Source organism: Paenibacillus sp. GCM10023250, assembly GCF_042653205.1.
In the GTDB taxonomy this organism is placed as follows: Bacteria; Bacillota; Bacilli; order Paenibacillales; family Paenibacillaceae; genus Paenibacillus_Z.
In genome coordinates this window covers 187,167-211,159 of the sequence record NZ_JBHSHY010000004.1, presented here as the reverse complement: position 1 = coordinate 211,159, position 23,993 = coordinate 187,167, and the positions used below count along the sequence as shown (strand labels likewise).

The 23,993-nt window shown below is 63.1% G+C and carries 18 protein-coding genes and 1 pseudogene; 6 read left to right on the top strand and 13 right to left on the bottom strand.

Going from position 1 to position 23,993, the window contains the following annotated elements:
* Window positions 1-282: hypothetical protein (locus ACFPB1_RS06400; protein ID WP_379223128.1), on the top strand; the 282-nt coding region annotated here is incomplete at its 5' end.
* 596 nt (window positions 283-878) lie between these two features.
* Window positions 879-1,682: an SDR family oxidoreductase gene (locus ACFPB1_RS06395; protein ID WP_379223126.1), complete on the top strand. Its 804-nt coding sequence runs from the start codon at window positions 879-881 to the stop codon at window positions 1,680-1,682.
* Between the two features lie 426 nt (window positions 1,683-2,108).
* Here ACFPB1_RS06395 and ACFPB1_RS06390 read toward each other — a convergent pair whose 3' ends face one another.
* A complete protein-coding gene (locus ACFPB1_RS06390; protein ID WP_379223124.1) occupies window positions 2,109-2,444 on the bottom strand; it encodes a general stress protein in 336 nt (111 codons plus the stop codon).
* A 293-nt stretch (window positions 2,445-2,737) separates the two neighbouring features.
* Here ACFPB1_RS06390 and ACFPB1_RS06385 point away from each other — a divergent pair.
* Window positions 2,738-3,054, top strand: a pseudogene (locus ACFPB1_RS06385) (alpha-amylase family glycosyl hydrolase); the annotation flags it as partial.
* Between the two features lie 290 nt (window positions 3,055-3,344).
* On the opposite strand, the gene ACFPB1_RS06380 reads toward ACFPB1_RS06385, so the two are convergent.
* Window positions 3,345-4,085, bottom strand: coding sequence for an SDR family NAD(P)-dependent oxidoreductase (locus ACFPB1_RS06380; protein WP_379223122.1), 741 nt, complete (start codon window positions 4,083-4,085; stop codon window positions 3,345-3,347).
* Window positions 4,086-4,203: 118 nt separating this feature from the next.
* On the opposite strand from ACFPB1_RS06380, the gene ACFPB1_RS06375 reads away from it, so the two are divergent.
* Window positions 4,204-4,755 carry a TetR/AcrR family transcriptional regulator gene (locus tag ACFPB1_RS06375; protein WP_379223120.1) on the top strand — a complete coding sequence of 184 codons (552 nt, stop codon included), beginning with the start codon at window positions 4,204-4,206 and terminating at the stop codon, window positions 4,753-4,755.
* A gap of 253 nt (window positions 4,756-5,008) precedes the next feature.
* Here ACFPB1_RS06375 and ACFPB1_RS06370 read toward each other — a convergent pair whose 3' ends face one another.
* The 8 genes from ACFPB1_RS06370 to ACFPB1_RS06335 form a co-directional block, all read right to left on the bottom strand.
* The gene (locus ACFPB1_RS06370; RefSeq protein WP_379223149.1) at window positions 5,009-9,109 is read right to left on the bottom strand and encodes a X2-like carbohydrate binding domain-containing protein; all 4,101 of its coding nucleotides are present in this window, start codon (window positions 9,107-9,109) and stop codon (window positions 5,009-5,011) included.
* Window positions 9,046-9,672 (bottom strand): hypothetical protein, encoded by a 627-nt coding sequence (locus tag ACFPB1_RS06365; protein WP_379223118.1) that lies wholly within the window; start codon window positions 9,670-9,672, stop codon window positions 9,046-9,048. Before ACFPB1_RS06365 ends, ACFPB1_RS06370 begins: the two co-directional genes overlap by 64 nt.
* 1,377 nt (window positions 9,673-11,049) lie before the next feature.
* Window positions 11,050-11,352, bottom strand: coding sequence for a hypothetical protein (locus ACFPB1_RS06360; RefSeq protein ID WP_379223116.1), 303 nt, complete (start codon window positions 11,350-11,352; stop codon window positions 11,050-11,052).
* A 130-nt stretch (window positions 11,353-11,482) separates the two neighbouring features.
* The gene (locus ACFPB1_RS06355; RefSeq protein ID WP_379223114.1) at window positions 11,483-13,888 is read right to left on the bottom strand and encodes an EAL domain-containing protein; all 2,406 of its coding nucleotides are present in this window, start codon (window positions 13,886-13,888) and stop codon (window positions 11,483-11,485) included.
* A 482-nt stretch (window positions 13,889-14,370) separates the two neighbouring features.
* A complete protein-coding gene (locus tag ACFPB1_RS06350) occupies window positions 14,371-15,186 on the bottom strand; it encodes an aminoglycoside N(3)-acetyltransferase (protein WP_379223112.1) in 816 nt (271 codons plus the stop codon).
* 121 nt (window positions 15,187-15,307) lie between these two features.
* Window positions 15,308-16,057, bottom strand: coding sequence for an alpha/beta fold hydrolase (locus ACFPB1_RS06345; protein WP_379223110.1), 750 nt, complete (start codon window positions 16,055-16,057; stop codon window positions 15,308-15,310).
* Between the two features lie 1,574 nt (window positions 16,058-17,631).
* The gene (locus ACFPB1_RS06340; RefSeq protein ID WP_379223108.1) at window positions 17,632-19,242 is read right to left on the bottom strand and encodes a gamma-glutamyltransferase family protein; all 1,611 of its coding nucleotides are present in this window, start codon (window positions 19,240-19,242) and stop codon (window positions 17,632-17,634) included.
* Window positions 19,243-19,457: 215 nt separating this feature from the next.
* Window positions 19,458-19,916, bottom strand: coding sequence for a cupin domain-containing protein (locus ACFPB1_RS06335; protein WP_379223106.1), 459 nt, complete (start codon window positions 19,914-19,916; stop codon window positions 19,458-19,460).
* 174 nt (window positions 19,917-20,090) lie between these two features.
* On the opposite strand from ACFPB1_RS06335, the gene ACFPB1_RS06330 reads away from it, so the two are divergent.
* Window positions 20,091-20,960 carry a LysR family transcriptional regulator gene (locus ACFPB1_RS06330; RefSeq protein ID WP_379223104.1) on the top strand — a complete coding sequence of 290 codons (870 nt, stop codon included), beginning with the start codon at window positions 20,091-20,093 and terminating at the stop codon, window positions 20,958-20,960.
* A gap of 178 nt (window positions 20,961-21,138) precedes the next feature.
* On the opposite strand, the gene ACFPB1_RS06325 is transcribed toward ACFPB1_RS06330, so the two are convergent.
* The 3 genes from ACFPB1_RS06325 to ACFPB1_RS06315 are packed head-to-tail and all read right to left on the bottom strand — an operon-like array spanning window position 21,139 to window position 23,201.
* A complete protein-coding gene (locus tag ACFPB1_RS06325; protein WP_379223102.1) occupies window positions 21,139-21,465 on the bottom strand; it encodes a lipid-A-disaccharide synthase N-terminal domain-containing protein in 327 nt (108 codons plus the stop codon).
* A gap of 1 nt (window position 21,466) precedes the next feature.
* Complete coding sequence (locus ACFPB1_RS06320; protein WP_379223099.1) at window positions 21,467-22,174, bottom strand: glycosyltransferase family 2 protein; 708 nt, start codon at window positions 22,172-22,174, stop codon at window positions 21,467-21,469.
* The gene (locus tag ACFPB1_RS06315; protein WP_379223097.1) at window positions 22,140-23,201 is read right to left on the bottom strand and encodes a GDP-mannose 4,6-dehydratase; all 1,062 of its coding nucleotides are present in this window, start codon (window positions 23,199-23,201) and stop codon (window positions 22,140-22,142) included. The genes ACFPB1_RS06320 and ACFPB1_RS06315 overlap by 35 nt, the downstream gene beginning before the upstream one ends.
* A gap of 309 nt (window positions 23,202-23,510) precedes the next feature.
* On the opposite strand from ACFPB1_RS06315, the gene ACFPB1_RS06310 reads away from it, so the two are divergent.
* A complete protein-coding gene (locus tag ACFPB1_RS06310; RefSeq protein ID WP_379223095.1) occupies window positions 23,511-23,966 on the top strand; it encodes a MarR family winged helix-turn-helix transcriptional regulator in 456 nt (151 codons plus the stop codon).
* The last annotated feature ends 27 nt before the right edge of the window (window positions 23,967-23,993 follow it).

Sequence of the window (23,993 nt, the reverse complement as noted above, 5' to 3'; positions counted from 1 at the left end):
CGCCTGGACGCGGCGCCTCGTTGCGGGGGCGCCTGGACGCGGCGCTTCGCGGCAGCGGCGGGCGCGCCTGGTCGCGGCGCCTCGTTGCGGGGGCGCCTGGACGCGGCGCTTCGCGGCAGCGGCGGGCGCGCTGGGCCGCTGGCGGCACGTGACACCGGCGAGCATCTGAGCGGACACACGTTCCGCTATTTCGTCCGTTCGAGCCATTTTTCCAATTATACGGCCACACGTTCCGCTATTCGCCCTCAAACCGGCCTGTACGGCAGTCATTCACGCCAATAACGGCTCCTGTGGCCGCGAAAAACCAAAATCGCTTAAAATTCGCGAAATAGCGGATCTCCTGTCCGCTTAGCTCCCTCCCATGCTATCCGCGCTAGGATGACCGGCGGAGCTGCCGAGCGGCTTGTGCCCGTCTCCCCACTAGACTAACGATGATGCCTTCGATTCCGTGACTGCGGAATCGAGGGCATCTTTTTTCGCGGCCGGGAGTGCAGCCGGGAGCACGCCACGGAATTCCAAGCAGCTAGCCAGCACGCCCCGCCGAGGCGTCTAGTCCGTTCTTCCGCGCGCTCGGCCGCGAGTCCAACCAACCGGCGGATCCGTCCGCGGAAGCAGGCTGCTCATCGTCAGGCTCGCGGGTACGGCCGCGGAAATCCAGGCTATTGGCGGATTCGGCCGGGAAGCGTGGCGCGACGCCGCTGCTCCCGCTTGCCCGCAGGCCGCCGACGTCGCGTCGCCCCAGCCGGGCCGATCGCGCGGCGGCCGGCCTTTCGCGGATGCGCGTATATTTGGTTGCGTTTAGGCAAAAACGGTTATGAGTGGATGCGGACAACATCCATCCGACGAATCCACCGAATCGAAAGGGAGGACTGACCCGTATGACCAGAACGAACGGCAAAGGACGCATGGACGGCAAAGTCGCCGTCATCACGGGTGCGGGCTCCGGCATCGGCCGGGCGGCGGCGCTCCGGATGGCGGAGGCGGGCGCGCGGATCGCGCTCGTGGACGTGAAGGAGGACCGCGTCGCGGACGTCAAGCGGCGGATCGCGGAAGCGGGCGGCGAGGCGATCGCCATCGAGGCGGATATCTCGCAGGCCGGCGACATCGAGAGCGCGATCCGGGAAGCCGCGACCCGCTGGGACCGGCTCGACGCCGTCTTCGCCAACGCGGGCATCAACGGGACGCTGGCGCCGATCGAGACGTTGACGCCGGAAGACTGGAGCACGACGCTCGACATCAACCTCAAAGGCACCTTCCTGACGGTCAAATACGCCGTGCCGTTCCTGAAGCAAAACGGCGGCAGCATCGTCATCACAAGCTCCATCAACGGCAACCGGGTGTTCTCCAACTTCGGCATGAGCGCCTACAGCACGTCGAAGGCGGGACAAGTGGCGTTCATGCAAATGGCCGCGCTCGAGCTGGCGCAGTACGGCATCCGGGTCAACGCGATCTGCCCCGGCGCGATCAAGACGCATATCGGTCAAAACACGCATCCGACGCCGGCGGTGGAGGAGATCAAAATCCCGGTCGAGTTTCCCGAGGGCGACCAGCCGCTCGAGAACGCGCCCGGCCGGGCGTCCCAGGTCGGAGACCTCGTCCTGTTCCTCGCCTCCGAAGCGTCGAGCCACATTACGGGCACGCCGATCTACATCGACGGCGCGGAATCGCTGCTGCGCGGCTAAGCGCGTCTTCGGACAGGCGCCGCCGGCGCAACGAGTGAGCGAGCAAGCGAGCGAGGGCGCAAGACCTCGGGAGCTGCAGCTTGCCGATCACGGCTCGCGAACGAGACCGGCCCCTTTGCGCGCGGCAAGGGAGCCGGCCGGTTTCGCCTGTTTACGGCAGCCAGGCGGGGGCGGACGCGCTCAACGCGCGGACCGCGGCGGAATCCCGGCCGAACGACAATAGGACGACCTCCGGCTTGCCGTTTCAGGGATCACGGCGCTCTGGAGGTCGTTTTGTTGTCGATTCGCTATGTACAACCGGGAATGCGGCTCCGGCTCGTGCCGGCACCCATGTATCTTCGCGCGCGAAGAGGCCGCGCGTCCCGGAGGACGGCGACCTCGCCGCAACGGTTCGGAGCGTAGGCCAATTGCCTTGCGCTTCGATGATTAATGAACGTTGGTAATAACGAGTACGCGTCCGCGATCAAGCTCCTCTTCGTAACGTTCCGCTTCCATGTCGGACAAGCCGATCGCCGTCAGTTTCGAGCGAATTTCGTCGCCCCTCGATTTGAACACGTTCGCCATCGCGGTGAACATGCCCTCTTCCTTCATGCCGATCTCGTTCGCGTCCGCCGCGTCGGACAACGATTTCGTCTGGCCGCTGTCGTGCGCCAGCACGTAAATGTTTTCCTGCCTGTATCCACGCCGGTTCAGCTCTTGTACGGTATGCAGCGCATCCATGGCCGTCGGTACGATTTGAACGCTCGGTTTCATCGGTTGCATCGTGAATCCCTCCGCTTTCAAATTGGATTTGCCAGGTGAGGCTAGTCTGGATTTACCCCCGGGCCGCCGCCTTGAAACAAGCTCCGGGACCGGCCGCGGGACGTTCGGCCTGCCGCCTGGAACGCTGCGCGGAAGCCGGCGATTCACCTCGATACGTGTGTAGGAACGCAAAAAAAGGCGCTCTTGCGGCGCAGGCCGATTCCGTCCGATGTCCTCCCCTTCTTCTCCTATTCGATTATTCGACAAGCAAAAGGAGCTGGCGCACATGTTTCAGGAATGTTTCCACCACTCGCCGCTATTCGCAGGGGACGAACGAGGTCATCTTCAACCTGCTGTCCAGCCATGACATGCCGCGGGTGCTGACGCGGGTGGGCGGAAACAAGCTGAAGCTGAAGCTCGCGGTCGTGTTCCTTCTGACGTACATCGGCACGCCGTGCGTCTTCTACGGCGACGAAATCGGCCTGAAGACCGCCAGGACCGGGAGCTGTTCGACTTCTACAAGCTGCTCACCGGGCTGCGCAAGTCCCGCCCGGCGCTGCGGTGCGGCCGCTTTCGCTTCCTGAAGGCCGACGAGGGGGACGAGCGCATCGTCTACGAGCGGCTGGGCGAAGGCGAGCAGAGCCGAATGTACGGTACGTGGTACCGTTCTTGGCCGCGAAATCGCGGATTCGGCCTCATGTACCGTATGGGGTACCGTTCTTGGCCGCTAAATACGAATTTAGCCGTATGTACCATACTGGGAACCTCACTTGATATTTGGGTGGAAGGTTTCATTTCAAAAAGCAAACGAAAGAAAAAGCCGTCAATATTGGCGGCTTTTTCTTTGGAGTTGGAGCGTTTGTTTATCATCTGTTTGGGTTATATTGGATTGGAATTTTCTGCATTTCCCGGTATTTGAAGTTATCCGTGTAGTTGCACTTCGTAATCCGTAACGATTTTCCCGTCATATTGAATCATCTGACCGTTGTGGTTTTCCATGTCAAGCGCGAGTTTCGCGATAAACTCGCCTGCTTCTTCAGTTGATTTGATGTAGCCATCCAACGCGCCAGCGGTAAGTCCGTTGAGATCCGTTGCCACACCACCAGGCATGATGCCAAAAATTTGTTTTCTGCTGCCCGTATTTTTGAACTCCAGCGCGTAATTCATCGCCATCACATTTTGTGCGGCCTTACTGGTCTGGTAAGCGAGCGGATGCCAGTAATTAGTCGGCTGAATCGGTATCGTGATGTTCACGATTTTTCCGTCTGCAGCGAGTTTAGGCAGGAAACTTCTAATCATCTCGTGCGTCCCGAGGAAATTGACTTCCAGTGTCTCGCGGAGGTCGTCGGTCGTGTAGTCAAACGCTGTTTTCCTAATGTCAAGGTCGGGGCGATCACCCTTGTGACTGTCAGGAATTCCCGCATTATTGATAAGCAGATCAAGCTGATCGATTTCTTCTGCAGCGTTGTGAATCGTGTCAAAATCGTTCAAATCAATTTTGACAAAGCTTGCTGTAATACCTTGTGCTGACAACTTTTTCACTGCTTCTTGGCCATGGCTTTCGCTGCGTGCGCCAACCAAAATTCCAACGCCTGACTTTCCGAGAGCTTCCGCAATAGCAAAGCCGATGCCTTTATTTGCACCTGTGATGAGTGCTTTCATACATTGATTTCTCCTTTATCAAGTTATATTTAATTCATTTTATAACCGCTTGATAGATAATATCATAGCTTCCGGAGTTATATTTGTCAACAATTATAACTTGTGATAAAATCAAAGCATGAATACCAAGGAAAAAATTTTAGAAAAAGCGCAGGAACTGCTGTTGGAAAAAGGCTACGGAAACGTGAGTTTGACGGATATCGCAGCAGCCGTAAATATCTCTCAACCCGCACTGTACAAGCATTTCAAAAATAAAGCAGATCTCTGGGAATTGCTCGCTTTTAACTGGCTTGATGCTATGCTGGCTGACCTGTTCCCGTACAAAGTTGACCCGAAAAAGTCGCGATCCGAGACGATTCACGACTGGTTTTGGACGCTCGCGAGCGCTAAACACGCCGCTTACAAGGCTGAACCTGTCATGTTCAAACTCTATGCAGAGTATTTAAGCACTAAGCCTGAGCTCGTTGAAAGACACATGAACGACCTGATTGACAGCCTCGGGGCCGTTTCCGGTATGACGGACCGCCAAGAAAAACGGTGTTTGATTGGCTTGTTTTCGCGTTTTCATCACCCCATGTTCGCCGACTTTTGGGATGAGCATACGCAAGACGATTTTGAGCGGACTTGGAAATTTGTTGAACCTTTTTTTAATACAAAAACCATCTTATAATTTCGTAAGATGGTTTTTAATTTCCGCGAACACTTATTCTTTCATGCTAAGATTGCTTGTATCGGATACCGTTCTTGCTGCGAAAATCGCGGATTCGGCCGCATGTACCGTGCTGGGTACCGTTCTTGGCCGCGGCACTCCCCTTGCCCGCCCCAACCAAATCTCAATCGCGGCGGGATAGCCGCCCGCGCGCAACAAAGCCGGGACGCACGATCGCGTCCCGGCTTTTACATTGCGCTAGCCGCTTATTCAATTAGGCGTCCTGCCCGCCGCTGCCGCCGGCGGACGCTGCCTCGATGTCGCCGAGTGCCCAGAAGCCGCTCGGCACATCGCTCCACGACGACTGCGCCGCGTTCAGCGGACGGATGCCGAGCGCGCGGTTCAGCACGACGACCGCTTCGGCGCGCGTCAGCGTCCGGTCCGGCCGGAAGCTGCCGTCCGCGTAGCCTTGCAGGAAGCCCGCGCCTTGCGCCGTGCGGATCGCTTGCTCCGCCCAGCTGCCGGCCGTGTCCGTGAAGCCCGGTCCCAGCTTGGCCGCGCTGCCCGACAGACGAACGGCGATCGCCGCCATTTCCGCGCGGCTGACCGGCCGCTCCGGCTTGAAGCTGCCGTCGGCGTAGCCGCTCATCAGGCCGGCCGCCGTCGCTTTCGCGATCGCCCCGGCCGCCCAGTGGCCCGGCTTCATGTCCTTGTACGCCTTGCCAGCCGTTCCGCCGGCGTCAGGCGCGACGCGAGAGAGGATCGCCGCCAGCTCGGCGCGCGTGAGCGTGTTGCCCGGCTTGAACAGATGACCGTCGAAGCCTTGGATATACGGCTTGGCACCGGCCGCACCGGCCAGCATCAAAGGCGCGAACGTGCCGAACTTCGCCGTCGTAAACCGGACGCCCGGTTTGTCTCCGAAAGACGCCGCTTCGCCCGTCTTGAATGCTTTCGAGCCGTCGCCGTGCTCGATGTAGACGCCGAGCGTGCCCGGCGCACCGTCCGCGCCTAACAGCGGCAGCACGAGCGTCACTTCGCCCTGCGGCAGGTTGGTCGCGATGTCGACCGGACGGCCGGCCAGCTCCGGCGTGCCGCCGTTCGCCCCGGCCGCGATAACCGCGGATGCTTGGGCACGGCCCTCGATTTGCGCGCCCTGCTCCGCCGACTTGACCGGCGTCAACTCGATATACAGGCTGCCGTCCGCTTTCTTCAGCAGCGCGTTCGGAATATGCAGCTTAACATTGGCCGCGTCGATGTCCAGATCGAAGCCGCTAGCGGCCAGCTGCTTCACCGCGTCCGCCGCCAGCTTGACGCTGGCCAGCGCGGCGGCATCCGTCGCGTCCGGCACGGATAACGTAACCGCGCTTTGACCGGCCGCTTTCTGCTTGTCGATCAGAGCGCGGGCGTTATCGCCCGTCAGCGCCAGCTCATCCTTCACGGTGCCGTCCGGCTGCGTCGTGCGGACGACCTGCACCGCGGACGGATCGGTGACGACGATGCCGCCGCCCGAACCGATCGGCGGCGAGACAGTCCCCGCGGAGACATCAAACTTCAACGCGTCCGCCAGCATGAGCTCGCCCGACTTCTTGACGACGCGGATCGTATGCGTGCCGTCCGCCAAAGCATCGGAACGGAAGAGGCTCGTCTGCGCGGTCCGGTCCGCCGCGCTGGCGCTTACCGTCGCCTTCAGCTCGCCGTCGATGTAAATCTCCATGTCGCCCTGCTTCGGACTCGTCGGGGCGAGCAGCTCGACGCCGGTGCCTCGGAACGTGTACGCATAGGCGCTGCCGTCCTCGGCCGCGGCGTGGACGTCGTCCGCGTAATCGCCCTTCAAGCGGAACGTCAGCGTCGTCGTGCCGGCCGGCTGCGCGTCCAGATACGTATTCGCGATCGTGACCTTCCGGCCGTCGATCGTATAATCAGTCCCTTCCGCCAGCGCCGCGCCGCCGTTCCAGATGCCGCCCAGACTATCCGCGCCGAACGTCAGGTTGACGCTGACGCCGTCTGCCGCGCCTTTCTCGTAGTCGGTCGACGAGACGTCGATCAGGTCGGGCAGCTGGACCCGCAGCGCGTCGAGCAGCATGAACTTGCCCGTCTTCTTGACGGCCTTCAGCGTGTGGAAGCCGTTCGTCAGTCCCTGCGCGGAGTAGACCGCGACTTGCGGCTTGTTATGCGCATCCGCGCCGTAGGTGCTGACCTTGCCTTGGCTCACGCCGTCGAGGAAAATCTCGACGTCGCCTTGAGACTGATCCACTTCCGTGATGTACTCGATGCCCGTGCCCTGGAACGTGTACGTGAAGAAGGCGCCTTCGGCCTCGGTCCACTGCACGTCGTCCTTGTAGTCGCCCATGTTGCGGCCGCCGCTGTTGTTCCAGCCGCCGGTGTAGCGGATCGACGGGTCGTTGTTGTTGACCATCACGTAACGGCCCGGGGAAGCCGAATTGCTGACGGTCACGACGAGCGAGCGCGGCGCGCTCTGCGCGAACTCGAACGTCAGGCTCGTATCGCCGACCGGCTGCGCGGCCAGGTACGCTTTCAAGATGCGTACGGTCGATCCGTCGACCACGTAATCTTCGCCCGCGGTCAACGGGACTTCGCCGTTCTTGACGGCCGTCAGGCTGTTGCCGTCCGGAAGCGCGAGCGTCACGTCGATGTCGCGCTGCGCCGTCGGCCGTTTATCGAACTGAGCCGCCGTCGGACTGATTGACGTGCCGCTTACCGCGATGGACAGGCTCTGCGTGTCGCCGCCGGCGAACGCGAACGTCAGCTGCGCCGGCTGCCCGGAAGGCTGCTGCGCGAGATACGCCGCCGTAATCGTCGCCGTGTTGCCGCTTGCCGTATAATCGGTTCCCGCCTGCAGCGCCGTCCCGCCTTGCTTGATGCTGTTCAGGGAGCTGGCGCCGAACGGCAGCGGTACGGTAATGTCCGCGGGGACGTCCTTGTTGAAGCCGGCCGACGAGGGCTCGCCGAGCAGCGTCTCCGCCGTCGCCTTGAGCGCGTCGAGCAGGAAATAGTGCTCGCCGCCGTCGTTGCGGACGACGCGCAGCGTATGCGGTCCTTGCGCCAGACCGGACACGGCGTACGCCACCGCCTGCCCCGCCTGAACGGAATCCTGGGTATCGACGGTGTCTTTCAATTCGCCGTCGACGTACACGTCCAACTTGCCGCTGCTCGAGCTTTTCTCGGCCCAGACTTCGATGCCCGTGCCGGTAAAACCGTACGTCATCTCCGGCTGCGTGCCGTCCTTCGGCTCGCCGTAATGAACGTCGCCCTGGTAGTCGTTGTACGGCCGGCCGCTGCTGTAGCCCCACTGATTCTTGTACTGAATGGCGGGGTCATTGTCGTTGATCATGATCGTATGGACAGCCGCCGCGTCCTCCGTCGCCGAAGGCGTGCCGCCGTCCGGACTGCCGTTCGCGCCGCCGCCCGCGCCGGCCGGTTCATCAGTTGCGGTACCGACGGGATCCGTCACGATGACGGACAGGTCCTGCGCGTCCCGCACCAGCTCGTTGCCGCCATTGCGCGTCCACGCACCTTCGTATTTCATGCCGGTGTCGTCGTCGTTGACGATCGAGGAACCGCTCTGCGCCGTCACCTTGAAGAGACGGGAAGCGTGCGGCTCGAGATACACCGGCTCGATGCCCGCGGAGGAGCTGCCGAGCTCCTGATGGCTCCACAGATCGCGGATCGACGCCGAGCCGTTCAGACCGATGTCGCTCCAGTTCACGCCGACCTTGGCGCCTTTGCTGCCGAGGTTGAACAGCGCGACCGTATACGTGCCGTCGCCGTTGTTGGCGTACCAAGCCTGCTGGTCCGAAGCCGTGGAGACCGGATGAATCGGATGGCCGGCCTGGTTGACGGCGATGACCTCGTCGTTGGTCAGGAGCGAGAGTCCGTAATCGTCCAGATTGGCGATGTCGTCGCCGATGTACAGCTGCGCCGACGAAGCGGCCCACAGCGTCATGGCCGTCTGCCGTTCGTCCTTCGTCAGGCCGGACGTGGCGCCGTTGCCGATGTTGAGCGAGTCGAAATCGTTCCAGCCTCCCGGGCCCGCGTCGCGCCACCACAGCTCGGCGTCGGGGAACAGACGGGCGATGTTGCTCCACTGCGTCATGCCGACGGCCGGATTATAGGATTCCACGTCCCAGTCGACGCGCCAGCCATTCGCGTATTTCTTCCAGAAATCCACGTAGTTATGATCGAGCGCCCACGAGAGTTCGAACCAAATATGGTGTCTGCTCAGCGCTTCGGACCACGCCTTGACGTCGTCGCGCGCGTCGATCGACGTGTCGTTGTGGCCGGAGCCCGGCGTCACGCTGTCGAACTTGACGAAATCCACGCCCCACGACGCGATCTCGTCCGCGATGGAATCGATGTACTTCTGCGCGCACGGGTTGCTGAAATCGATCTTGTAGCCGAGGTTCCAGTAATCCGCGGTCGTGTACGGTTTGACGGCGATATCGCCGATGGTGCATCCGTCGGCGTTATAGACCGGCAATTCTGTTCCACCGCTTGCGGCGAAACGCCCGGAATCAGGTAGATTCCGATCTTCTGCCCGTTGTTGTGCACGTAGTCGACGAGATTCTCGAAGCCGCCCGGATAGAGCGTCGTGCTCGGTACGGGACGCCCGTATTCGTCCATGCTGCCGTTCCAGCCGGCATCGATATTGATATAGTTGTAGCCGTGCGACTGCAGCTTCTCGTGCATCGCGTCGGACATTTGCTTGATCTTCGCTTCGGAAATCCAATTGCCCGACGGTCCGTCGTAGACCTGCAAGCTGTAGCTGCTCCAGCCCATGTACGGCTTTTGCGCGAGGCCGTTGTCGGCGGCTTCCGCCACGTTCGCCCGCGGTCCGACCCAACCGAACTGCGCGACGATGACGGCTGCCAGCAGGAACCCGATCCACGGTGTCCGCAGACGCCTTGCATAACGATTCAATGTACGCATCCCCTTATGAATAAGATCGTGCAAACGCTGGTACGACTGGATGAAGGGTCTCCGCCGGAAACAGCGGTACGGCCATCCGCGGCGCCGCGTCGGTCAATGCCTCCTTTCCGTATGCGGTTGCCCGCGGCCGCGGCCGATTGCGCGGCTCGCCTCCAGTTGAGAGCGCTTTAATTTCGGAGCTCGGCTCCTTCCGCAGGAGGCGGCGCGTATCGGGCGGCGATGCGACCCACAAGGATGACAGCGCTTACGTAAAGCCGATTGTAGACGAACCCCGCTGCCAAAAGTAGGTACATTTCGGTCGTTTACCGTACGATTCTTCCCGAACGCGGCAGGTACACTTCCCGTTGGGGCGTCCATTTCTCCCGATTGGCCGCGCTTTCGGCGGTGAACGATCGGGGGCGAGGTGCGATGCGGCGGTGAACGATTGGTGGGCGGGGCGATGCGGCGGCGAACGATTGAGGGAACGGCGCGATGCGGCGTTGAACGATTGGGGGGCGGGGCGCAATGCGGCGGCGAACGATTGGGGGGCGAGGCGATGATGCGGCGGCGAACGATTGGGGGCGGGGCGCAATGCTGCGGCGTTGATTCGGCGCCGCGGCGAGCACTGCGCACGGCCACCACCTAGTGCCGCACCTATGCGGCCGCCACCTAGTGCCGTACCTATGCGGCCGCTACCTAGCTCCGCACATAACCAGCCACCACCTAGCCCCGCACCTATGCGGCCACCACCTAGCCCCGCACCTATGCGGCCGCTACCTAGCACCGCACCTATGCCGCTGCTACCTAGCTCCGCACCTATGCCGCTGCTACCTAGCTCCGCACGTATGCGGCTACTACCTAGCTCCGCACCTAACCGGCCGCCACCTAGTGCCACACGTATATGCAGCCATAACCTAGCGCCGCACCTACGCGGCCACCACAGCGGCTATTTTGGCGTTTTCGAGCGTTTTGTGCGTTTGGCGGCCACACATTCCGCTATTCTCCTCTTCGACCCTCAATTTATCTTGTTTGGAGGCGATTAACGGCTCCTGTGGCCGCGTAATGTCAAAAATGCGCTAGAATCGTGAAATAGCGGATCTCCTGGCCGCTCAGATGGCTGTCGGCCCTCGCGCCTCAACGTTGCGGCCCCGTTCGGGCGGCTGGGCGACTCCGACGCCGCGCAGCTGGAGCCGCGCCGGCGGCCGGCCCCCCTAGCGCCGCGCAGCTGGAGCCGCGCCGGCGGCCGGCCCTGACGTCCGGCGCCTGCTTCGGCGGACGCCGGCTAGCCCTCGGCCAAGCCAAAAAGGCGCCGCTTCCGCCCGATGGGGCGAAAACGGCGCCTGTCCGCAAGGCTTGCCCGGCCGCGGCGAAGCGCCGCGAGGCCGCCGGCTACACCAGCCTGAAGCGCTCCAGCTGGTCCCACAGCCCTTCCCGCTTTAGAATCTCCACCTGCTTGTCGCCGATCAGGTCGAAGTGCGGAAACGGGTTGCGGCGGTGAATGTACGCCGGATCCAGCCCGTTGCGCCGGCACCAGGCGGCCAGCTTCTCGAGGTCGTCGCAGCCGACCTTGGTGACGGTCTTGATGCCCTGGAAACGCGGCTCGAGCCAGTAATGGGTCAAGTAGGCGATCTCGCCGCGCGACGCCGCCGCCTTCCAGCGCGCCAGCTCCTCGCGCGTCACTCCGAATGCCATGGGGCGCCTCCTTCTCATGCCGTCTAGCGCAGGATGCTGCGATGCCTTCTATTGTGCCTCAATCGGCGGCCGGGAGCAACTTTTCCGGGGAACGCCGGCGGCATCAGCCAGACACAGGCAGCCCCTTACGTCAGCGCTGCAGGGCCGCGCTGCGCATCGGCGCGAAGAACGTCTGCTCCACCTCGGCCGCGGGCAGCGGACGGCTGTAGTAATACCCTTGGATTTTTTCGCAGTCGTTGTCCGTCAGAATATCCAGCTGCTCCTTCGTCTCGATGCCCTCCGCGATCACGTCCATGTTCAAATGGTGCGCCATCGCGATGATCGTCGCCACGATCGCCTTGTCGTTCCGGTTCTCCGTGATGTCGCGGATGAAGGAGCGGTCGATCTTCAGCTTGTGGATCGGCAGCAGCTTGAGATAGCTGAGGGAGCTGTAGCCCGTGCCAAAGTCGTCGAGGCTGATCCGGATGCCGTAATCGGTCAGTTCGTTCAGGATGCCGATCGAGACCGAAGCGTCCATCATCATGCTTTCGGTGATCTCCAGCTCCAGGAACTGCGGCGCCAGACCAGTTTCTTCCAATATATTCATGATGTATTGCGCCAAATTCGGCTGGTGAAACTGCTGCGTCGACAGATTGACGGACACCGCGATGAGCGGGCCGCCCGCCTCGTGCCACCGCTTCATCTGCCGGCACGCCTCCCGAAGCACCCACGTGCCGAGCTCGTGGATCAGGCCTGTCTCCTCCGCGATCGGGATGAAGACGCCCGGCGACACGACGCCTCTGGACGGATGGAGCCAGCGGACGAGCGCCTCGACGCCGATGAGTTGGCCGTCGCCCGTCCGGATCTGCGGCTGGTGGTCGAGGTACAGCTGCTCCCGCGCGAGCGCCTGCCGCAGCTCGACCTCGAGCTCGATCTTATGCTGCAGCTGCGCATTCAGCTCCCCGGTATAGAATTGGAAGCCGTTTTTCCCGTTCTTCTTGACCTGGTACATCGCCGTATCGGCGTTCTTGAGCAGCTGCACCGCGTCCTCCCCGTCCTGCGGGTAGAAGGCGATGCCGATGCTGGCCGTCACGTAGAAGTCGTTCTCCTTTAGGTGAAATGGCACCCCGACGGCCGCGATGATGCGCTTCGCGAACCGCTCCGCCTCGTCCTTCCCGTACCGGCCGTCGCAAAGCAGCGTGAATTCGTCGCCGCCCATCCGGGCCAGCGTCGCCTGCTCGCCGTCGAGGCAGGCCAAGATCCGTTTGCTCACTTCCTGCAAAAATTGATCCCCGTACGTGTGGCCAAGCGAATCGTTGATCAGCTTAAAGCGGTCCATGTCCATCACCATGACGGAGAAGCGCTCGGCTCGGCCGTCGATCAGCTCCGCGAGCGACCGGTTCAGCATCCGCCGGTTCGGCAGCCCCGTCAGCTCGTCGTGGAAGGCCAGGTATTGGATTTTCTCCTTCGCTGCCTTCTCTTCCGTCACATCCTTGGCGATTATGTAACTCCCGACGATGCCCCCGTCCTGCACGACCGGCACGTTCACGACGCTCAGCTCGATGCGTCCTCCGCCGCGATGGACGATCGCCGTCTGGTAGCTCTGCGCCTCGCCGGCCAGCGACCTTCGGAATTGCTCGCGCGTCCGTTCCCGCTCTTCCTCGGCGATATACGGAAGCAGATCCTCGATCGTGCGGCCCCGCAGCCACTCGCCGGACAAGCCCGTCACCTCGGCCGCCGCCGCGTTGAAGCCCGTGATGCGATGCGCGGTGTCGATCGAGACGATCGCGTCCTGGTTGTTGTCGAACAGCGACTTGTACCAATGCTCGTTCTGCCGAAGCTCGGAGTGCTGACGAGACAACCGGTTGGAGACGTAAATGCCGAACAAGGACAAGCCCAGCGTGAACAGCGTGCCCACCGCGATGACGTAGGGCAGGAACGTCCGGTCCAGCACCAGGCCGCGCGCGGCGAGCGAGGCGGCAGCCGGGTCGAACCGCGCGGCATGCATGCCCGTATAATGCATCCCCGCGACGGCGGCCCCCATGATCAGGCTGGCGCCGAGCTTCTTCCAGACGCCGCTCCGCTCGCCGCCCCGGCGCAGGTAGAACGCCAGCCACATTGCCGCGAGCGAGGCTGCCACTGCGATCAGGACCGAGCAGACTAACAGCGGCGGATCGTAGGCAATGCCGATCTGCATCGCCGCCATGCCGGTATAGTGCATGGCCGATATCCCGGTCGCGAGCAGCAGCCCGCCCGCGAGCAGCCGCGGCGCCGACGGGCGGCTGCGGCCGACCGCGAACAGCCCGGCGAACGACGCGGCGATCGCCGCCGCGACGGACAGGACGACCTTCACCAGGTCGTAGGCGACCGGGACGCCGAGCGAGAACGCCAGCATGCCGACGAAATGCATCGACCAGATGCCAAGCCCCATCGCCGCCGCGCCGAACAGCAGCCACCCCCAGCGGGAAGCGCCTTTCGCCGTGCTGATCCGCCCGACCAGGTCCAAGACGGTATAGGCGGCGACGACCGCCACCGCGTAAGAAAACCACACCAGCATCTTATCGTAAGTCCCGTGCGCGTGATGCAAACCCGTCCCTCATTTCTCGTATGATTCATTCATGTTACCGGAATCGAAGGAACGGCGGAAGTCCCAATTTACCATTTTTGGACCGAATTTTCGCCAATTATCGTGAGCTTCGGGCTGCCCCGCAACAAAATCGAATAGGGCTGCTCACGGTCGCCGGGGATCGACCGATGAACAGCCCTTCGGAGCAGATTGCATAAGTCGGAACGCTTCCGCAGTCGGAATCCGGCAGGGACGGCTGGATTCTCGCATCCACGCCCGGGTTGTCCACCAGGGACGGCTGGATTCGCACAGCCCCGGCCGGGTTGTCCGCCAGGGGCGGCGGAATTCTCACAGCCCCGGCCGGTTCTCCGACAGGGGCGGCTGGATTCTCGCATCCACGCCCGGGTTGTCCACCAGGGACGGCTGGATTCGCACAACCCCGGCCGGGTTGTCCGCCAGGGGCGGCGGAATTCTCACAGCCCGGGCCGGTTCTCCCGCAGCCACGCCTCGGCCGCGTCCACGCCGGCCTTCAGCCCTAACAGCCGGCAGTCCGCGCTGCCGACCGCCCCGCGCGACGGCATGCCGCGCGCGTCCAGCTCCGCGCCGACGAGCGGAAAATCCTCGGAATCGTAGGCGAAGTCGTCGAACCACTTCCATGTCCTCGCGCCCGCTTCGGTCATCGCCGTCCCCATCCGCTTCGCCGGCATGCGGTCCAGCCGCGTTTCGGCCAAATGGAAAGCGGTGCACGCATGATAGCCGGCGCCGAGCAGCAGCACCTTCGCTTCCGGCAGCCGGTAAAGCTTGCCAAGCGGCGAATCCTCGCCGAACTGCGGCGTCAGCGGATGTTCCGCGACGATGGCCGCGGCGTGCTTGCCGTTCGCGCAGAACGACACCTGCGGATGCGCCGACCGGACCGTTCCCGGGAACGTCCGGAACAGCTCCGCGATCCTGCCCATGCCCCGCGTCGGCGTCGTCAGCGGATCGAACGCCGGCATTTCGCGGTAGATCGTCTCGAGCCACGCCCGCGGCACGGGCGGGTTGTTCCATTCGGCCGGATCGCTCCAGTCGCCGCTTTGGGCCGGCATGACGATCGTGCCTTCAGCGCCTACCGCCTTCAGCAGCGCCATCACGACGGCTCGCGGTCCGCCGCACACCCAGCCCATGCTGGACAGCGACGAGTGTACGAGCAGAACGTCGCCTTCCTGCACGCCGAGCGCGCCGAGATCCCGCGCGATGCGGTCGATGGTAACGGGCTCGCGGGTCGCCGCGATCGTTTCGAATTCTCCCATGAGGTCCTCGTCTCCTTCGCAGGGTATTCGCAGGCAGGTTCGCGCAAGCGCTAGGCCGATGCCCACGCGCCCGAGGAGCTCCCTGCACGTTCTTCCCCATCTTAGCGGCTGACCGCGAACCTTACAACTCAGCCCCCGCCAATTCGGCCCGAAACGCCGCCAAAATCGCGCACAGCCCTCCCGGGTCACTCAACATCGGCAGATGCCCGGTATCCAGCGCGGCGACGCGGCCCGGCGCCAGATTGGCGATCATGCGGTCCTGCAGTCGCGGATCGATCTCCTTGTCCCGCGTCAGCTTGACATAGACCGACGGGACAGCCGGCACCGCCGCGCGGCACGGCTCCGTGTAGAGGCGCCGCGCCTCCGGCACGAAGCCGTTCACGACGGCTTCCGCCTGCGTCTCGCTCAAGCCACCGCACAGCCCAGCACGGATCGCCGCCGCCGGCGGCTTCGTGCCGACCAGCCGCATCAAAGCGGCGACGATCGCCCGCTTCGGCATCGGCAGCGCCGACAGCCACGAACCGCCGGCCCGCGGAACCGCCGCCCCGACCGCCGCGAAGCCGGCCAGCCGTCCCCCTCCGGCCAAAGCCGCCGCCGCCGGCAGCGCCGCGACGCCGCCGATCGAATGCGCGACGACGACGATCCGCCGGACGCGCCACGCTTCCGCTTGCTTCCGCACATGCGCCGCGTAATCGGCCAGTCCGAGCCGCAGCCGCTCCGCCGCGGGACCGTCGCGCTGCGGATAGTCCGCCGCGAGCGACGGCGCCTCCAGCCCGTCCGTCACCGCCGTCCAGACGCTCCCGCGCAGCCCTGCGCCATGCACGAACAAAAAGCCAATTTCTTCATTAAGTCGTCTCTCCTCGCCAGCCATGCCGAGCCCTCCTTCGTCCTTCGTACACTGCTGCGCTGCAAACTTCCCGTCTCTGGCTCCATTGTAGCAGCGGGAGGTGACAACCCTTGTCAGTCAACGGCTGGAGGCTGCGGGTCGGGAGAACGTTGCGGCGAATAAACGGACGGCAAGCCGGATGAACGCGTCCAGGCGGACGCCTCATCCGGCTTGCTCTCGCCACCGGTCGCGGCGGCTTGCGTTTAGGTGAGAGATGCGTTGAAGCGCGCGGCGGTCCTGATCTGTCGGTCTCGCGTCCGGCGGACGGGCCGAACCGAAATCCGCGAACGGCATTTTGCTCCGCTGCGCATACGAGCCGGAGCCGGGATCCGCGACGGCAATTTTGCTCCGCTGCGCCCGCGCACCGGGATCCGCGACGGCATTTAGCTCCGCTCCGCTTCCGCGCCCGGACCCGCGACGACAATTTAGCTCCGCTGCGCATCCGCGCCGAGATCCGCGACGGCAATTTTGCTCCGCTGTGCATCCGCGCCGGGATCCGCGTCGGCAATTAGCTCCGCTGCGCCTCCGCACCGGGATCCGCGACGGCATTTAGCTCCGCTGCGCCTCCGCGCCGGGATCCACGTCGGCAATTTAGCTCCGCTCCGCTTCCGCACCGGCTGTGCTCCGATTTTGCGGACACCAGAGCCGCTATTTCGGCCGATTGCCCGATATTCGGACTTCTGCGGCCACAGGAGCGCTTATTGGTTCGGATCTGCGCCTTATTGCTAGGTTTCAGTGCCAATAGCGGCTCCTGTGGCCGCGAAAAAGCCAAAATCGGCGATTTTGGGCAATAACGGCTCTCCTGTCCGCTCAAGCGACGCAGCCCGACAATAGGGCCGAAAAAGCCGGACGCTCAAGCGGCGTTGCATGGGCCGCGCCTGCCCCGCAATGGCACTTCGGCGCCTGCCCCTGCCAATTCCGCCCGAAACGCCGTCAAAATCGCGCGCAGCCCTCCCGGGTCGCTCAACATCGGCAGATGCCCGGGATCCACGTCGGCAATTTAGCTCCGCTCCGCTTCCGCACCGGCTGTGCTCCGATTTTGCGGACACCAGAGCCGCTATTTCGGCCGATTGCCCGATATTCGGACTTCTGCGGCCACAGGAGCGCTTATTGGTTCGGATCTGCGCCTTATTGCTAGGTTTCAGTACCAATAGCGGCTCCTGTGGCCGCGAAAATGTCAAAATCGGCGCTTTTAGGGAAATAACGGCGCTCCTGTCCGCTTAAACGGCGGCGTATCCCACAATAAGGCCGAAAGCCGGGCCGCGCCTGCCCCGCAATGGCGCTTCGGCTCCCGCCCCCGCTACCAAGCCACCACGCAGCCGTCCGTCCGCGGCTCGTGCCGCCGATCCGGGCCGCTCAGCGGCGGCGTATCGGCCGCGCCTGCCCCGCAATGGCGCTTCGGCTCCCGCCCCCGCTACCAAGCCGCCACGCAGCCATCCGTCCGCGGCTCGGTGCCGCCGATCCGGGCCGCTCAAGCGGCGACGCATCGGCCGCACCTATCCCGCGATGGCGCACCACCGCACCTGCCCCGCAATGGCGCTTCGGCTCCCGCCCCCGCGCTACCAAGCCGCCACGCAGCCGTCCGTCCGCGGCTCGGTGCCGCCGATGAGCGCGCCGCTCGGGTCGCGCCAAATGATCTGGCCGCAGCCGAACGCCTTGCGGTCGAGCAGCAGCTGAATCTGATGCCCGCGCTGCTCCAGCTGCCGGGCCAAATGATCCGGGAAGCCGGTCTCGATGGCGACCTTCCGGCCTTCGAGCCACTGCCAGCGCGGCGCATCCAGCGCAGCCTGCGGATGGAGGCCGAAGTCGATCAGGTTCGAGACGACCTGCAGGTGGCCCTGCGGCTGCATGAAGCCGCCCATGACGCCGAACGGGCCGATCGGCGCCCCGTCCTTCGTGAGAAACCCGGGAATGATCGTATGGAACGGCCGCTTGCCGGGTGCCACGACGTTCGCGTGGCCGGGATCCAGCGAGAACGATGAGCCCCGGTTTTGCAGCGCGATGCCCGTTCCCGGTACGACCAGCCCGGAGCCGAAGCCCCGGTAGTTGCTCTGAATGAACGAGACCATGTTCCCTTCGCCGTCGGCCGCCGCCAAATAAACGGTGCCGCCGCTCGGCAGCCGGCCCGGCGCAGGCATGACCGCCTGCTCGCCGATCAACTGCCGCCGCTGCGCCGCGTAAGCCGGCGACAGCAGCTCCTCCACGCTCGCCTTCATCCATGCCGGCTCCGTAATATGCTGACGGCCGTCGACGAAGGCCAGCTTGAGCGCTTCGATCTGGGCGTGAACCGTCTCGATCGCGTCCTTATGCGCCAGCGGGATGCCGTCCAGAACGTTCAGCGCCATGAGCGCGACGAGCCCCTGGCCGTTCGGCGGCATTTCCCATACGTCGTAGCCCCGGTACCGGACGGAGATCGGATCCGTCCATTCCGGACAATGCGCCGCCAAATCCGCCGCGCGGAGCAAGCCGCCGGTTTCGCGCGCGAACCGGTCGATCGCTTCTGCGAGCTCGCCGCGGTAGAACGCCTCGCCCTTCGACGCGGCGATCGCCTCCAGCGTCCGCGCGTGGTCCGGCGAGCGCCACGTCTCGCCCGGCTTCGGCGCCCGGCCCTCCGGCGCGAACACGCGGAACCACTCCGCGAACAGCGGATCGCCGGCCTTCGCCTCCCAGGCCCGGAAGGACCGGGCCCAGGTCGCGCCGAGCTCCGGCGTCACCGCGTAGCCGTCGCGGGCATACTCCACGGCCGGCTTGAGCAGCGCCGCGAACGGCAGCCGGCCGAACCGCTCCGACAGCGCCGCCCAAGCGGACGGCGCGCCCGGCACGGTCACCGGGAGCCAGCCGTCGACCGGCATGCTCTCGCGGGCGCCGCGTTCCCGCGCCGCGTCCGGCGTCAGCGCCATCGGCGAGCGGCCGCTCGCGTTCAACCCGTGCAGCCGGCCTTCCTGCCACACGATGGCGAAGGCATCCCCGCCGATGCCGTTGGCCGTCGGCTCGACGACCGTCAGGCAGGCTGCCGTCGCGATCGCCGCGTCGACCGCGTTGCCGCCCTGCTGCAGCATGCGCAGTCCCGCCTGCGCGGCCAGCGGCTGCGAAGCCGCGACCATCCCTTTTCTAGCCACGACCGCCGTACGCCGCGACGGATATGGATCATGCGTCAAATCGAACGTCATCTTGTTGCGTTCCCCTTTCGAATCCGGATTTCCGGACGTAATCAGGTTGTCACTTCGCCGGAAGGATGCCCGATTCCTGTCCCGCCGCCCGAAAAAAGGCACATCCGCCTAATTCCTGCAGCTTCAAGATTCCCCTTCTATATAAAGAAGAGCCGGGTCGGCGTGCCGACCCGGCTCTTTCATTACTTCTGCGAGGCTGCAGGAACGGGATTCGCTTACCCCATCAACAGGCCGATCGCGGCGTTCTCCTCGGGCGTGCCGAGCCAGTAGCCGTACGAAATCGCCGTTTGGACGAAGTGTCCCAGCGCGGCCGGCTCCGGAGGACCCGGCGGCACGGAAGCGGCAGGGCGGCCGATTTCTTTGAAGAATTGCCCCATTTTCACCGTCGAGGCAATCAGCAGCGTGACCGGCTCGCTCGAGGCGTTCCGCCACGCGTGCTTCCGGTTCGGCGCGATATCCAGCGTGTCGCCGGCGCGGTAGACGGACCACGTCCCGTCCAGCCAAGCTTCGATTTCGCCGGCAATTACGACGAACGTCTCGCGGTCTTCATGGCTATGCACGGGCACGAATACGCCTGGGCCGAGCTCGCCTTTCATCAGGCAGTAGTCCTGGTTATCGGAAAGCTCCGTCAAATGCTGCAGGCGCGGGCCAAGTACATCTAATACTTCAGACATCGGGCATTCTCCTTTGTTGTCGCGGAAATTTGTGTCACCTCTGCCAACCCTTCCACCTACTCCGATCGGAGGCGCTGTGTTAGGATGGATGCACTAGATGATAACCCGAACCGGACCGTTGCGGAACTTCCGCTATGTTAGAGGGCTATAACCGTTCATTATAGGAGGACTACGATGCAGGTGGAATGGTTCCGAAGTTTTACCGAGGCGGCGCGGCTGAAGAGCTTGTCCAAGGCTGCCGAGAAACTCAGCTTGACCCAGCCGGCGATCAGCAAGCAGATCCGGCAGCTGGAAGCGGCCTACGGCATCGAGCTATTCCTGCGCAGCGCTTCGGGGGTTCAATTGACGGATGCCGGCGCGGAGTTTATGGAACGGATTATGCCCGTTTTGGCTTCGCTGGATACAATCGAAGCGGACATGCGCCGGTTCAAAACCAGACCGTTGCGCACGCTTGGCTGTCTGCCGAGCATCGTGTCGCAGCTTCACCCCGAACGGCTGCGCGATTACCGCACCGCCGGCCATCCGGTTGCGGTCAAGGTGCGGCAAACATCGGCCGATCTGCGGGACGAACTTCAGGAAGGCTCGATCGACGCCGCCTTGATGGATGCAGCCATCGTCGGCGACCGGATGTGGAGCAAGGCGCTGTTAACCGAAGGCTATATCGCGGTGCTGCCGGAAGATCACCCGCTTCGGGGGCGGACGTCGCTCCGCCTGGAAGAGCTCAAGAACGAGCGATTCGTCTTCGCCAGCCCGAAATGCGAGATCCATAACCGCGTCCGAACGCTGGCGGCGAGCCTCGGGTACAGCCCCGACGTGCGGCTGGAGGTCGAAGACAATAAAGAATTTCTCTTCAACGTCGCCGCCGGCGCCGGCATCACGGTGCTGCCCGAAATGGTCGCGGCGGAGGCGAAGCAAATGAACCTGCACGCCGTGCCCCTGGCGGATCCCGATCTGTGCCGCACGGTCGTGCTCGCCGCCCGAACGGAGGACGTCGGCTCGACGCTGTTCCGGTTGCTGAGCGTCGAGCCCTTTGCGTTCGTGTGAGCGGGCGGTTGACTTTGTCCCGACTTATCGGGACAGAGGTATTCGCCTAAAGCTTATGCTTCCGATGCGGGCGGTTGACTTTGTCCCGACTTATCGGGACAGAGGCATTCGCCTAAAGCTTATGCTTCCGATGCGGGCGAATACCTTTGTCCCGACTTATCGGGACAGAGGTATTCGCCTATGAATCCACCGATTTCACGTCTGCCGCGCTCGTTAGGTTGTTTCTCCGCTCCAGAATAATGTTCCGGCAGTAGATGAAGACGCTCGGCAATTGGCCGAGGATGAAGACGGGGTCCCTGCGGTAGATCGCGTAGATCGACAGGACGACGCTGCCGAGAATGCTGTAAACCCAGAAGGACAGCGGCACGACGGTCCGCTTCGCCTTCTCGCTGGCCAGCCATTGGGTGATGAAGCGCATCGAAAACATGATCTGCCCGACGAAGCCGAAGACGATCCAAGCCACGCCGCCGGCCGACATGCCGCCTAACAAGGAATGCCACCACATGCTACTGTCCCCGGATCTGGTAGCGGATGACCCGTTTGCGCAGCCAGCCGATGACGATGGCGTCCATCAGCCCGACGAACGCCCGGTTGAACACGCCGTACTTGGATACGCCGTGCTGCCGCTCCTGGTGGGATACCGCGATCTCGATCACCTGGAAGCCGTTGATCTTCGCCAGCGTCGGCAGGAACCGGTGCATCCCCTCGTACAAATAAAAGCTCTCGGCCACCTCGCGCTTCATCAGCTTCATCGGGCAGCCCGTGTCGTAGATGGTATCGCCCGTCAGCCAATTGCGGACCCCGTTTCCGATCCGCGACGAGACCTTCTTCACGAACGTATCCTTCCGCCGGACGCGCTTGCCGTTCACGAAATCCATGTTCGGGATATACGGCATCAGCTTGAAAATATCCCGCGGATCCGTCTGCAAATCCGCGTCGATGAGCGCGACGAGCTCGCCGGAGGTCCCTTTCATCCCGGCATAGATCGCGGCCGTCTGCCCGCAATTTTTGACGAAATGGATGACCTTCACCGCCGGGTCCCGCTCCTCCAGCTCGTTTAAGATGTTCGCGCTCCGATCCTTGCTGCCGTCGTTGACGAGCACGATCTCGTAGCTCTCTATTTTGTGCCGGACCGCGTTCGTAATCGCCTCGTGCAGCAGCAAGATATTCTCTTCCTCGTTATAGATCGGCGCGACGATCGAGAGCTTGACCATGATCATTCCCCCTATACCATGTGACGAACCTGCGCAATCCTTCGTGAAAGTCGGTCCGCGGCGCGTAGCCGAACAGACGGCCCGCCTTGGACACGTCCGCGTACGTCCGCATGACGTCGCCCGGCTGGTCCGGAAGCCAGCGGATGCGGGCCTGCTTGCCAAGCGCCTGCTCCACGCCCCGAACGAGCTCGAGCAGCGAGACCGTCCGGCTCGTGCCCAAATTCACGATCTCGTAGACGGCGTCCCGCGCTTCGATGTACTGCAGGGCGCCCAAGACCCCGTCGACGATGTCCCCGATGTACGTGTAGTCGCGCCTCGACGACCCGTCGCCGTAGAGCGTCAACGGCTCGCCGCGGTCGAGCATGGCCACGAACTTATGAATGGCCAGATCCGGCCGCTGCCGTTCGCCGTACACGGTGAAGAACCGGAGCATAACCGTATCGATGCCATGCAAATAATAGTACGTATGGCCAAGCACCTCGCAGGCCTTCTTCGTCGCGGCGTACGGGGAGATACTCCGGTCGACGGCGTCGTCCTCCGCGAACGGCGTCTTCTCGTTGTTGCCGTAAACCGAGGACGACGAGGCGCACAGCCATTTGCGCACGCCGTGCCGGCGCATCGCCTCCAGCACCTGCAGCGTGCCCCAGACGTTCACGTCCTCGTACAGCAGCGGGTCCGCGATGGACGGCCGCACCCCCGCCATGGCCGCGAGATGGATGACCGCGTCGATCCGCTCGCCCGCGAACGCGGCGTCGAGTTCGTCCGCGCGGCGAATATCCGCGACGGCGAGCTTGTAGCTGTCCCCGGCGACAGCCCGCTGCAGACGAAGCAGATCGGCTTCTTTATGACTACATTGAAAGTCCGATTCCATTCCGATACTATTCAGGATATTCTTAATCTTGATTTTATACGCATACGCATCGTTGAAATTGTCGACGCAGACGACGCGATGGCCTGCCTTCAGCAGCCGCTCGCACAGATGGGAGCCGATGAAACCCGCTCCCCCGGTTACGCAATAGGTACGCATCGCGCCTCCTCCAAGGTGTAGGCCGGTTCGTTCGAACCGGCCGGATAGTCAATCGTAACAAGCCGTTAATCCTATCATAGCCGGGCGGGTACCGGAGATCATCGGTCTCGGGTTCGATAGACGGGCCCGGCGCGGCGTCGATTCGGTACGGGGCGTTCGGCTCCACTTCATCGTGTGCCAGACGACGAAACTTTAAACGAATTAGGTTGCCAACTAAATTTTATTAGGAGGATGCGTGTAGTATAGTTCAAGTATGGCGTTTCCCGCCCGGTCGCGCACACTACCGATTCGATAGGAGCATAGATGCCCATGAACGACAACCGGCAAGACATCATTAAGCAGCTGAGGCACGCTTTCACCCTGTTCAACAAGGCCGAATGGCGGGAGAAACCGGTCAACGGCCTGACCCGCAGCGAAATCCGCATCCTCTTCTGCATCATGGAGTACCAGATCAACGGCAACCCCAAGCCGCGGGTATCCGATCTCAGCAAACGGCTGCTCGTGACGACGCCGACGGTGACGCAGCTGGTCAAGAAGCTGATCGAGGAGAAGCTGATCAAACGCACGGTCGATCCGGACGACCGCCGTTCCGTCGGCATCGGACTGACGGCCAAAGGCAAGGAGGTCGCCCTGGCGGCCGATCGCTACTTCCGGGAATCGATCGGCGGCCTGATCGATGATCTGGGCCAGGACGAAAGCCGGCAGCTGGCGGACCTGCTTACGAAAACTTATCATTATTTTAATAAACGAGCAGGAGAAAAATGACAACAACCGTATCGTAACCGACAGCAG

Excerpts from the sequence above, each read along its gene's own strand:
- ACFPB1_RS06395 (WP_379223126.1), top strand. The coding sequence starts at position 879 with ATGACCAGAACGAACGGCAAAGGACGCATGGACGGCAAAGTCGCCGTC.
- ACFPB1_RS06390 (WP_379223124.1), bottom strand. The coding sequence starts at position 2,444 with ATGCAACCGATGAAACCGAGCGTTCAAATCGTACCGACGGCCATGGAT.
- ACFPB1_RS06380 (WP_379223122.1), bottom strand. The coding sequence starts at position 4,085 with ATGAAAGCACTCATCACAGGTGCAAATAAAGGCATCGGCTTTGCTATT.
- ACFPB1_RS06375 (WP_379223120.1), top strand. The coding sequence starts at position 4,204 with ATGAATACCAAGGAAAAAATTTTAGAAAAAGCGCAGGAACTGCTGTTG.
- ACFPB1_RS06360 (WP_379223116.1), bottom strand. The coding sequence starts at position 11,352 with ATGGCATTCGGAGTGACGCGCGAGGAGCTGGCGCGCTGGAAGGCGGCG.
- ACFPB1_RS06355 (WP_379223114.1), bottom strand. The coding sequence starts at position 13,888 with ATGCTGGTGTGGTTTTCTTACGCGGTGGCGGTCGTCGCCGCCTATACC.
- ACFPB1_RS06350 (WP_379223112.1), bottom strand. The coding sequence starts at position 15,186 with ATGGGAGAATTCGAAACGATCGCGGCGACCCGCGAGCCCGTTACCATC.
- ACFPB1_RS06345 (WP_379223110.1), bottom strand. The coding sequence starts at position 16,057 with ATGGCTGGCGAGGAGAGACGACTTAATGAAGAAATTGGCTTTTTGTTC.
- ACFPB1_RS06340 (WP_379223108.1), bottom strand. The coding sequence starts at position 19,242 with ATGACGTTCGATTTGACGCATGATCCATATCCGTCGCGGCGTACGGCG.
- ACFPB1_RS06335 (WP_379223106.1), bottom strand. The coding sequence starts at position 19,916 with ATGTCTGAAGTATTAGATGTACTTGGCCCGCGCCTGCAGCATTTGACG.
- ACFPB1_RS06330 (WP_379223104.1), top strand. The coding sequence starts at position 20,091 with ATGCAGGTGGAATGGTTCCGAAGTTTTACCGAGGCGGCGCGGCTGAAG.
- ACFPB1_RS06325 (WP_379223102.1), bottom strand. The coding sequence starts at position 21,465 with ATGTGGTGGCATTCCTTGTTAGGCGGCATGTCGGCCGGCGGCGTGGCT.
- ACFPB1_RS06320 (WP_379223099.1), bottom strand. The coding sequence starts at position 22,174 with ATGGTCAAGCTCTCGATCGTCGCGCCGATCTATAACGAGGAAGAGAAT.
- ACFPB1_RS06315 (WP_379223097.1), bottom strand. The coding sequence starts at position 23,201 with ATGCGTACCTATTGCGTAACCGGGGGAGCGGGTTTCATCGGCTCCCAT.
- ACFPB1_RS06310 (WP_379223095.1), top strand. The coding sequence starts at position 23,511 with ATGAACGACAACCGGCAAGACATCATTAAGCAGCTGAGGCACGCTTTC.